This is a genomic window from Pseudocitrobacter sp. 73, assembly GCF_008369545.1.
Lineage (GTDB): Bacteria > Pseudomonadota > Gammaproteobacteria > Enterobacterales > Enterobacteriaceae > Pseudocitrobacter > Pseudocitrobacter vendiensis.
Window position 1 is genome coordinate 1 of the sequence record NZ_VTZO01000109.1, and the last position, 256, is coordinate 256.

Annotated in this window: 1 pseudogene; it reads right to left on the minus strand. The window is 53.9% G+C overall.

Features of this window, described 5'->3' with window-relative positions:
• A pseudogene (locus F0Q32_RS25990) lies at positions 1-256 on the minus strand (class II glutamine amidotransferase); the annotation flags it as partial.

Consider the following 256-nt stretch of genomic DNA (forward strand, 5'->3'; position numbering starts at 1 on the left):
TTACACCCCCCCTGACTAAAAATAATCTCCATTCGCCTGGCATAATCCTTTCCCAGGTTTCGTTCACCGTCAGCGGCTGGGTCGCAATCACTGTGACCACGTCCTAGGCGGTCGCCTCCTGCTGAAAATCAATCTCCACGTCCTGATCCAACAGTCTCGCTACACCAAACCGCGCCAGCCGCGTCATCCAAAACAGGTCGCTGGAGCAGAACGCCATCACATATCGTCCATCGGACAATAGCATGTTGAATACGCC